This is a genomic window from Klebsiella pneumoniae subsp. pneumoniae HS11286 (genome assembly GCF_000240185.1).
GTDB lineage: Bacteria > Pseudomonadota > Gammaproteobacteria > Enterobacterales > Enterobacteriaceae > Klebsiella > Klebsiella pneumoniae.
In genome coordinates, this window is record NC_016846.1 from 105,196 (window position 1) to 111,195 (window position 6,000).

The following is a 6,000-nucleotide window of genomic DNA, read 5'->3' on the forward strand; positions in this document are numbered from 1 at the left end:
TATACATTTCGTGGCTCAATGGCTGGCCTGTCAACACCCCTGTCAACGCTTCGCCCCATACCTCGCGGTATGCAACGCATGACTCGGGGACCTTGTGGATTGCTGGTCCTTCAATGGTCGGGGACTTTCACCCCTTGATCTCTACCGGTCTCCCGGCGCACACTGTATGCATAACCAGTAAAAATTAGAGTGTCAGGAGGAAAGATGAAACTACAACTTTTCAGCACCGGGAAAGAACTCCCGCCACAGGCCCATCCATTGTTTGCCGATCTGGCCAGCTGCGGTTTTCCCAGCCCTGCTGCTGACTATGTCGAGTCCGATCTGGATCTCCATGATTACTGCATACGGCATCCGAGCGCGACGTACTACCTGCGTGCCAGCGGAGACAGCATGGCCGACGGCAGTCTGTACAATGGCGATCTGCTGGTTGTGGACAGTGCTGAAAAGCCGCGGCACGGCGATATCGTTGTCGCCAGCGTACAGGGGGAGTTTACGGTGAAACGGCTTCTGCTGACGCCGCGACTGACGCTGCAGCCCATGAATGCCTCCTGGTCGCCGATTTATCCTGATCCCGACGAGCTGGATATCTTTGGCGTTGTCACGCATATCATCCACCGCCCGAGGGAGATGTACTGATGTTTGCCCTGGCCGATGTGAACAGCTTCTATGCCAGCTGTGAACGTGTTTTCCGCCCGGATTTGAAAGGAAAGCCGATAGTCGTCCTGAGCAACAACGACGGGAACGTAATCGCTCGCAGTGCCGAGGCGAAGCCCTGGATCAAAATGGGAACTCCGTGGTTTCAGATAAAAAACGAAAGGTACCCGGAAAAAATATATGCGTTTTCAAGTAATTATGAACTTTACGCCTCGATGTCGGCGCGCGTGATGAACTGCCTGGAGGAACTGGCCCCCAGGGTGGAACAGTATTCCATTGATGAGATGTTCCTCGACCTGACCGGCGTGGAGCACTGTATGGGGCTTGAGGACTTCGGCCGGCAGCTGCGTCAGCACGTGTATGACTGTACCCGCCTGACCATTGGCGTGGGCGCCGGACCAACGAAAACCCTCGCAAAATCAGCCCAGTGGGCCTCAAAAGAGTGGAAACAGTTTCGTGGCGTACTCGCGCTGACCAGGGGAAATCCGCAAAGGACGCGGAAACTGCTTTCACTGCAGCCGGTTGAAGAAATCTGGGGGGTGGGTAACCGTATTGCACGCAAGCTAAATGTGCTGGGCATAAAAACCGCGCTCGATCTGGCTCTGACGAACCCGGCCTTCATCCGCAAAAATTTTTCTGTGGTCCTTGAGCGAACGGTACGGGAACTGAACGGGGAAAGCTGCCTTTCGCTTGAGGAAGCCCCTCCGACGAAACAGCAAATTGTCTGCAGCCGCAGTTTTGGCGTGAAGATCACGGAGTACGAGTCACTCCGTCAGGCTATCTGTCAGCACGCAGAGCGGGCCTCTGAAAAACTGCGTAAAGAGCACCAGTATTGCCGGCATATTTCCGTTTTCATCAAAACGTCTCCGTTCGCCATTAAAGAGCCTTACTACGGCAACGTGGCTACGGAAAAACTGCTTACACCCACTCAGGACACCAGGGACATCATTGCAGCCGCCACAATGGCTCTGGAGCGTATCTGGAGGGATGGGCACCGGTATGCCAAAGCCGGAGTTATGCTGAATGACTTCACCGGCTCCGGCGTTTCGCAGCTGCAGCTGTTTGACGAACGCCCGCCACGCCCTCACAGTGCTGAGCTGATGAGGGTTCTGGACGGGATCAACAACTCAGGGCTGGGTAAAGTATGGTTTGCGGGGCGGGGTATGGCCTCGGAATGGCAGATGAAACGGGAGATGCTTTCTCCTGCTTATACGACACGATGGTCAGATATTCCTGCAGCGAAACTGGCGTGAAACTATGGCGATTTCACCTTGAAATTCTCAGCCTAAACTGCCTAATTACAATAAGTTAGATGTGAAATCGCCATGGCGAAATTATTGACTCAAATTTCTGTCAAGGACCTCGTTGATAGCCTTGTCCAGTTCATCCTGAATCACTTTTGACATACGGCTAAACTCATAAGTCAGCGTGCGCCCTTTCACACGCTTACGCGCGAACTTGTCCTTTTCTTCAAAAGACCAGAGTGGGGAAACCACTGACTTTTCCTTGGGAGATGGATCGATTAATGCCTGAGATGCCTGAGAAATCAGCTTCAGAATACTGGCTTTCTGTTCGTCTTCTGGTCGCTCGCCATCATTCAAAATTGCATCGAGCTGAGCTGATACAGCCTGAATGAGTTCTTCAGGAGTTAATCCCTTTTCACTAAGTTTTTCATTAACTTCTAAAAGAAGTTTATAGTCACTAAACGATAGCTCCGACTGAACCGGGAACAGAGAAATTAAGTCTTGCGGTACGGCCGCCGCCTGCAGCGCCCTGGTAACTTTAGCCTGAGATAACCCCTCCAGTTCAGCAATTTCCTTTTGATTAAATCCGGACTCTTTAAGAGCGATCAATCTCAGCCCAATCTCCCGAAGATTATGTTCTTTAGCTGTCTGGATATCTTTAGCCAGTTGGCGAGCTTCATCAGCTGATAAATGTTCTTCGGTAACCATTACATCAAGGCCTGTACGGACAAAAATTGCTGAGGCTCGCCGTCTTGAACCATCCAGTATCTCAATCCTTTCACTTTGCTTAATACCAATACAGGGAAAGAACTGCTGAAACTTAATCGTCTGGATAATGGATTTCAGGGACTCCCTGGTCAGTGCAAGTTGATCTCTTCCGTTGTTTTCCTGGTTAACGAATGTCTTACTTTCAACTTCAGATGCAGGCACCCGAACAAACCTGAACGTTACCTTCCTGCCGGTTTTTAAGGTAAATACCTGGCTTCTACCGGTGTCCGTCATTTCCGCTATTGACGCCTGGGTATTTAACTGTCTGCCGATGGTTTTTCTTTTCTCATTCGACATCACATACCTCCGTTAGTACGAATGAACTCGATGCGATCAAAGACTGCCTTCGCAAAGTCTTCCGCTGCTGATTTTGCGCTTTTTAGTGCCTCTGTACTTCCATCATAGGTTGCTGGATTTGCTGAAATAACTGTGTCAAAAGTCTCCCCACAGCGTTCGAAACCATCCAGTCTCGGCAGAACCATGTCTAGCATATCGGCACCGAAAACCTCTTTGGCCTGACTATGGCAAATTTTGTGATCAGACTTGTTCAGGATCTTGGACATGAAGCCGACATTACCGATGAGATTGCAGGTGTGCCCATCCATTTCAATGGAATCTATGAGGGCAGGGAGGCTGGCCACAAACTTTAGGGAAGAATGAAAATCAACCGTCGCCGGTGGAAGAGGGGTCAACATCAGGTCTGCCGCTCCAATGCAGTTTTTCAGGAACGCATCAAGGTGAGGACCACTATCAAGGAAAATAAAGTCGTAGTCATGCTGGAGCTTGTCGATAATGTTCTCTTTAAGCACCGCATGAATATTTTTCCCTGGCAGATGTTCTTCACACAATCCCTTCCAGCCTTCAGCAAGGAATGCATCGTCAATGGAAGCGGGGATTACATCAACACCAGGGATAATAGACGGTACTATAAAATCGGAAAGTAATTCTTCTCGAGACACGTTCTGGAGCATGGCCTGAGCAGCCGTATTTTCAACCAAGCCCACTGAATTCTCATGGCTCAGGAACATTGTCAGAGATGCCTGCGGATCGAAATCGATGGCCAGAATACGCAGGTCTTCGAACAGAAGCTGAGGATGAGCTCGAAAAGCATGTGATAATGAAGCGGTAGAAACTGTCTTGGAACCACCACCTTTAAGATTACATACAAAAATCGTAAAGGCTTTATCGAAGCGATCCCTGTACTTCGGTACTTTACGATGGTTATACAGATCGATGACATTCTGAATCGTCATCGCGTATTTCATCGTATTACCAGAAGGTTTCTTTTTAAAAATGTAGCCACCGGCTTCCATTTCGGCCACAGCATACTCAACACTGCCTTTACTGAGCTTAGGCAGCTTATACAGAGCGGCTTTGCTGTATTCCTGATAGAACTCGGTAAGCTTCAATTCCTCTTTTTGCTGGCGGATACTTTCGCTCAAAGATGTCAGAAGCTTACCTGCACGTGTAGCGACTTTCCGTAACTGCTCAATATTGTCCATTTATCACCTCATGACGTTTTTTGTCATTTTGAACAAAAAGAGTCATGTTGCAAGCAAAAATTCATATTGTTTTGATTTCGCTCTCAACAGGAGAGGGGGGAAGCTCGACGGGCGTGCTACTAAATCACACTGCAGCAACACGCAGACGCACTTTTGACCATCAACAACAACTCATACAAAAGGGCTTTGAGAAAGGTATCCAACTTGCAAGACAGGAGGGTCATTCAGAAGGATTCTGATTTTAGTTACGACCAGTGCAATGCTGAGCCTTATGTATCAGCGCTCGCCGCAGCCATGTAACCGAGCGTAGCGAGCGAACTGGCGAGGAAGCGAAGAGGAACCGTTCCGGCAGATAGCTCTTACGCTCAGCACAAGAAGAGTTTTCCATCCTCTGTGGGAAACAGGTCAACTTTATGGACGCTCCGGACTATGGGAAACAGGTCAACTTCGCGGACGGTCCGGACTATGGGAAACAGGTCAACTTCACGGGCGGCCGGGAGTGTGGGGAACAGGTCAACTTCGCGGACGGCCCGGACTATGGGAAACAGGTCAACTTCGCGGGCGGCCGGGACTGTGGGAAACAGGTCAACTTTACGGACGGCCCGGACTATGGCAAACAGGTCAACTCCGCGGACGGCGCGGACTGTGGGAAACAGGTCAACTCCGCGGACGGCCCGGACTATGGGGAACAGGTCAACTTTGCAGACGGCCGGGACTATGGGAAACGGGTCAACTTTGCAGACGGCCCGGACTATGGGAACAGGTCAACTCCGCGGACGGCCCGGACTATGGGAAACAGGTCAACTCCGCGGGCGGTCCGGACTATGGGAAACAGGTCAACTCCGCGGACGGCCCGGACTATGGGAAACAGGTCAACTCCGCGGACGGCCCGGACTATGGGAAAAAGGTCAACTTTGCAGACGGCCCGGACTATGGGAAACAGGCCAACTTTGCAGACGGCCGGGACTGTGGGAAACAGGTCAACTACGCAGACAGCCGGGATTGTGGGAAACAGGTCAAGTTAGGCAAGCACTATGGGAAATACAGCAAGTTTAGTTCCCCCCATATGTCAGCAACAAACTAAGGGGGGAGGGAAAATAAATTACAGACTATTGTTTTTTATCAAGAAAATTAAACAGCAAGCGACCATCTTCTTCAGTGGTATATGTTACCTTTAATGGCGTCTTCTCATTAATTTTCTTCAGAGCAGGTTCCAGGAAGGTACGCTTCATTTCAGCAATATTGTTTTTCTGCGAGGCAGGGAGCATAAACCTTTCACATAACCAGTCATGTGTGGTGATCCAGACACCAGTGCTCCGGAACTGACACAGGCTTTCATAAAGCCGGATGACACGAACACTATTAAGCTGGCCACAGTCATAGAGAGAATAGGTAGTGAACTGGGAGGTTAAGCCGACAAGGAATGGCATGACCTTGTAGTTAAATTCAATCTGCCAGGAACCCCGGCCTCGCTTCATTCCTGCTTCAGCCAGCCACGGACGCTTAACTTCTTCAAACTCACCTTCTTTTGGATAAAAGGTAACCGTTGATTCGCCCAGAGCATTTACCCCAGCCTTCACATCACGACTGGCGACAGACGTAGCGACATTGAAGTATTTGACGTAATCGGAAACGCTGATTTTGAAGAGCGGCAATACGTCAGAGTCATCTTCCTGGCTGTCGTTAAAATAGGCCTGCATGAGGCATAACCACAGCACACGTTTTGCCTGAAGAGGCAGGTAATATGCTGCTTCAGTCAATTCGTTAGATTGCTTTATACTGGCGCGTTTTTTAAACGTTTTAGTAGCTGGCAAGAGTGCTTGAGTATCCAT

The 6,000-nt window shown here is 49.9% G+C and carries 6 protein-coding genes; 2 read left to right on the forward strand and 4 right to left on the reverse strand.

The annotated features are described in order from the left end of the window. Positions 1-110: 110 nt before the first annotated feature. Complete coding sequence (locus tag KPHS_p201550) at positions 111-227, reverse strand: hypothetical protein (protein YP_005229771.1); 117 nt, start codon at positions 225-227, stop codon at positions 111-113. On the opposite strand from KPHS_p201550, the gene KPHS_p201560 reads away from it, so the two are divergent. Both KPHS_p201560 and KPHS_p201570 read left to right on the forward strand, forming a co-directional pair. Continuing rightward, positions 205-636 carry a Protein impA gene (locus KPHS_p201560; protein ID YP_005229772.1) on the forward strand — a complete coding sequence of 144 codons (432 nt, stop codon included), beginning with the start codon at positions 205-207 and terminating at the stop codon, positions 634-636. The genes KPHS_p201550 and KPHS_p201560 overlap by 23 nt on opposite strands. After that, positions 636-1,907: a DNA polymerase V subunit UmuC gene (locus tag KPHS_p201570; protein ID YP_005229773.1), complete on the forward strand. Its 1,272-nt coding sequence runs from the start codon at positions 636-638 to the stop codon at positions 1,905-1,907. Before KPHS_p201560 ends, KPHS_p201570 begins: the two co-directional genes overlap by 1 nt. 81 nt (positions 1,908-1,988) lie before the next feature. Here KPHS_p201570 and KPHS_p201580 read toward each other — a convergent pair whose 3' ends face one another. From KPHS_p201580 to KPHS_p201600, 3 genes are all read right to left on the reverse strand, one after another. Continuing rightward, positions 1,989-2,963, reverse strand: coding sequence for a plasmid partition protein B (locus KPHS_p201580; RefSeq protein YP_005229774.1), 975 nt, complete (start codon positions 2,961-2,963; stop codon positions 1,989-1,991). Next, positions 2,963-4,168: a plasmid partition protein A gene (locus tag KPHS_p201590; protein ID YP_005229775.1), complete on the reverse strand. Its 1,206-nt coding sequence runs from the start codon at positions 4,166-4,168 to the stop codon at positions 2,963-2,965. Before KPHS_p201590 ends, KPHS_p201580 begins: the two co-directional genes overlap by 1 nt. Before the next feature lie 1,109 nt (positions 4,169-5,277). After that, on the reverse strand, positions 5,278-6,000 hold the full coding sequence (locus tag KPHS_p201600; RefSeq protein ID YP_005229776.1) for a DNA replication: 723 nt from the start codon (positions 5,998-6,000) through the stop codon (positions 5,278-5,280).

What these genes read in the sequence shown, in the direction of transcription:
- KPHS_p201570 (YP_005229773.1), top strand. Translation starts at nt 636, where the DNA reads ATGTTTGCCCTGGCCGATGTGAACAGCTTCTATGCCAGCTGTGAACGT.
- KPHS_p201600 (YP_005229776.1), bottom strand. Translation starts at nt 6,000, where the DNA reads ATGGATACTCAAGCACTCTTGCCAGCTACTAAAACGTTTAAAAAACGC.
- KPHS_p201560 (YP_005229772.1), top strand. Translation starts at nt 205, where the DNA reads ATGAAACTACAACTTTTCAGCACCGGGAAAGAACTCCCGCCACAGGCC.
- KPHS_p201590 (YP_005229775.1), bottom strand. Translation starts at nt 4,168, where the DNA reads ATGGACAATATTGAGCAGTTACGGAAAGTCGCTACACGTGCAGGTAAG.
- KPHS_p201580 (YP_005229774.1), bottom strand. Translation starts at nt 2,963, where the DNA reads ATGTCGAATGAGAAAAGAAAAACCATCGGCAGACAGTTAAATACCCAG.